The 1,901-nt window shown below is 60.7% G+C and carries 3 protein-coding genes; 1 reads left to right on the forward strand and 2 read right to left on the reverse strand.

The features are described from left to right. The coding region (locus tag AC628_RS41070) for a hypothetical protein (protein ID WP_074132503.1) at positions 1–419 on the reverse strand (419 nt) is incomplete at its 3' end. Between the two features lie 58 nt (positions 420–477). Here AC628_RS41070 and AC628_RS41075 point away from each other — a divergent pair. Further along, positions 478–1,194 (forward strand): Crp/Fnr family transcriptional regulator, encoded by a 717-nt coding sequence (locus tag AC628_RS41075; protein WP_074132504.1) that lies wholly within the window; start codon positions 478–480, stop codon positions 1,192–1,194. Between the two features lie 11 nt (positions 1,195–1,205). Here AC628_RS41075 and AC628_RS41080 read toward each other — a convergent pair whose 3' ends face one another. After that, positions 1,206–1,730, reverse strand: a complete 525-nt coding sequence (locus AC628_RS41080) for a DUF1833 family protein (protein WP_074132505.1) — start codon at positions 1,728–1,730, stop codon at positions 1,206–1,208. Between the last annotated feature and the right edge of the window lie 171 nt (positions 1,731–1,901).

Below are 1,901 nucleotides of genomic sequence, written 5' to 3' on the forward strand. Positions count from 1 at the left end.
ATGAGGTTTTTCCAACCCACCTGGCGCAGCGCCAGGACGGTTTCGCAGGCAACGCCCGCGTGGCTATCGCAGTGGATCACCCGGGCCTCTTGGCGCAGCCAGACGCCGATATGCGCGGGAAACCGCGCATGGGCCATCAGGACCAGCGCGCCGTCAGCGGCCATCACCAGGCCGCCAGGACCGTCCGGCACCTGGCGCCAGCGCGCGCGCTCCGGATGGCCGGCAAACTCCTCGAGCACCCAGCGCCGGCTGAAATCGGCCGGCACCGCGATTTGTGGCAGCCTCCGGCCGAACAGCTCGCGCTGCACATGGCAGGCGAAATCCCAACAGTTGCGGGCCTGCCAGGCCCACGGCTCGCCGATCAGCGGCGCGAGGAATGCCGAGCGCCCCGATGGAATTAGCGTGCCCCCACTGGTCATTAATTGCTACGTTCCATGGCGAGCCGGACCGTCCCGGCCGGTTCAGAGGAATAGTTGAATGCCCATCGAGATGATGATCCGCAAGTTGCGGTCGCACTCTGAGATACCCGATGAAGACCTCGGTGCCCTGCGCGCCATCATAGCACCTGTCAAGAATCTAGCTGCGGAGGAGCCGATCGTTCGCGAGGGGGACCTCAGCACGCAATGCTGCGTGATCTTGAGCGGCTTCGCCTATCGCTCCAAGGTCTCGGAAAACGGTAAGCGTCAGATCCTGTCATTTCATATTGCTGGCGACATGCCTGATCTTCAAGGTCTAGCAATCAAACGGATGGATCATGACCTGACGACCCTGTCGAAGGCGAAGGTCGGTTATATAAATCACGATTTGCTCGAACATACCCTCAAGACGCGGCCCGCCCTTGAAAGGGCTCTTTGGCGCGAGACGCTTACAGACGCTGCGTTGTTTCGACAGTGGATTGTCAGCCTCGGCACGCGATCGGCATCCGGTCGCATGGCTTACCTGATCGCGGAATTGCGTCACCGGCTCGACGCGATGGGATTGGTTGTCAACGAGCAGTTTGACTTTCCGATCACCCAATCAAAGCTGGCCGATGCACTGGGACTCAGCGTCGTGCATGTCAACCGAGTGCTCCAGGCATTTCGAAACCAAGGCATTCTGGATTTCAGGCGACAGGTCGTTACGCTTCGCGACCTCGAAAAGATCGTTGAACTAGGAGGATTTGATAGCCTCGAAGACGATACGAACCCTACCTAACACTAAAGACGTCACGGCAGCAGGCTCGGAAACTGGATGTAGTCGTAATTTTTGGTAAGGCGCGGAAACCGCTTGTTCTGCAGGTTTTTGACCATGACCGTTCCGGTCAGCGATGGCCCGACCATCTGGACGCTGCGCAGCTCGAATTCGATCGGCCCATAGGCCGGCTCGGTCAGGTCGCTGCCGAGATATTCGCGATACAGGACCTGGACATATTCCCGCGTCCCCTGCGCCGCGCGAATCTTCGGCACCAGCTCGCGGTTGACGTTGTCGATCTTGATCGTCGTCGAGGGCGGCTGGCCTTCCTTTTGCTCCGGATAGGCGGCCTCGAAAGGACACGCGAGAAAGGTCACGGTCTCGCCGGCGTTGCGCGGCGCGCCAGCCTCGAGCCCAAAGGCCATATCGTCGCCGACGTTGGCGACGACGCGCGCCGGCTGGTCGAATGACGACTGCCAGAGCTCAAGCGTGTAATAGATCCGCGCGCTCGGCGGACACGAGGCATAGGCCTCGAGCAGCGCATCATTGTGTGTCGGCATGGCTAGACGTCATAAACCCGGAGCGTCATGCGGACGTCGACCTGCTCCGGATTGGGCCAGCTCGCGACCAGGGCCGTTCCCGGCTTGATGAATTGGCAGACCTTGTTCGCCAGCGACGTTCCGAGCCAAACATCAATGGTGAACCGCGCCGTTCCGAGGTTGAGCGTCGTC

This window comes from Bradyrhizobium sp. NAS96.2, assembly GCF_001908235.1.
Lineage (GTDB): Bacteria > Pseudomonadota > Alphaproteobacteria > Rhizobiales > Xanthobacteraceae > Bradyrhizobium.